Genomic DNA, 1,260 nt, shown 5'->3' with positions numbered 1-1,260 from the left:
GAAAAACTTCCGGCAGGAATCCGCAAAGCTTAAATATTGGTGGCTGCAAAGCAGCCGCCTAAAAATGTCAAGGTACTCGCTATTTTGCGTTTACTTTAGGACGACGCAATCCGTTGAATTATTTTGCGCTTATTAAAAGAAGGATATAGTGTATTCCAAAATTGAAATATCTATATCCTATGTAATCTTTTATAAAAATGAAAAAATTTTTTTGCTTCGTCTAAAATAAGAAGAAACGCTACTAGAATTATTGAACACATTATAACCATTGCATACTTAATCTTATGTAACAACAATAATACAGCAATTATGAAAAGTAGAATGATAAGAATGCTTTTTTTGACCTTGCCGTAATATAGAATTTCTTGATTATTAAGAGAGCGATTATCACTATTGGATATTTTATTAAAAAAAATGTATATTCCACTTATTAATGTGATGTATAAAAGAATTAGCGGAAATTTCAAAAAATAATTTTGAACCATAAGTAAAAAAATAATTATTATATTAGAAATCATATAACAAGTTGTTTTAGTTTTGCAATGTATACCTCCGCTAAATGATCTTAGTGGAATAAAGGATAATAACATTATTATGGCAATATCTATTTTTTTAATGAAATAAGCAAATAATAAGGTAGTAAATATATTTACAATTATTATAAAGCCATTTGTTAATCCATAAGTATATATTTCGATATCCTCAGGTTCAATAATATGATAATCAATCATTTTTTCTGTCAAATACTTATTAATAGAACACATGGTTAAAAATAAAAATGGGATTTTTTTAACTTTTCGTGACCTTTAGGTAGTGAATCTTCATACATTACATACCAACAACGCTGATTAGAAGCAATTGTTGTGATTAGCAGTGCAAAACTAGCTATTGAAGATAGTAATCTGACATTCGCATTTTTTTTGATAAGTTTGATCTTTTTTAACATATTTTATAACCTTCCTTTTTATTTTTAGATAATTATAGCATAGGAATGGCAATTGCCCATGAAACTGTAATAAAAGGTATATTATATGTAATAAATTGTACTTAGGAGTAAACTAAGAGAAATTATCTAATCTAACAGGATGTAGGTATACCAAAAAGAAATTAAGAATTGGAGGGAAATGGAACAATAACCTTCCTATGAACAAGAGATTTCAGCAGATAAAATCCCATAAAGAATAGCACTTACTTCAAAGGAGTCATCTAGATCCCAAAATTCTATTGTACCATTATATTTTTCCACTACCCTTGTAACAC

Annotated in this window: 2 protein-coding genes; both read right to left on the bottom strand. The window is 27.5% G+C overall.

Annotated elements, in window-relative coordinates; genetic code table 11:
• Positions 1-170 precede the first annotated feature (170 nt).
• Entirely contained in the window at positions 171-764 is a 594-nt protein-coding gene (locus tag BLP57_RS18935) for an accessory gene regulator B family protein (protein ID WP_092073640.1), read from the bottom strand.
• 2 nt (positions 765-766) lie between these two features.
• Complete coding sequence (locus BLP57_RS17525; protein ID WP_092073637.1) at positions 767-946, bottom strand: cyclic lactone autoinducer peptide; 180 nt, start codon at positions 944-946, stop codon at positions 767-769.
• Positions 947-1,260 lie beyond the last annotated feature (314 nt).

This window comes from Blautia sp. SF-50, assembly GCF_900101315.1.
Lineage (GTDB): Bacteria > Bacillota > Clostridia > Lachnospirales > Lachnospiraceae > Blautia_A > Blautia_A fusiformis.
Note: the sequence above shows the minus strand (reverse complement) of the source record. Positions and strands in the feature narration are given on the sequence as shown.

Coding starts and splice junctions, on each gene's coding strand:
- BLP57_RS18935 (WP_092073640.1), bottom strand. CDS start 764: ATGTGTTCTATTAATAAGTATTTGACAGAAAAAATGATTGATTATCAT.
- BLP57_RS17525 (WP_092073637.1), bottom strand. CDS start 946: ATGTTAAAAAAGATCAAACTTATCAAAAAAAATGCGAATGTCAGATTA.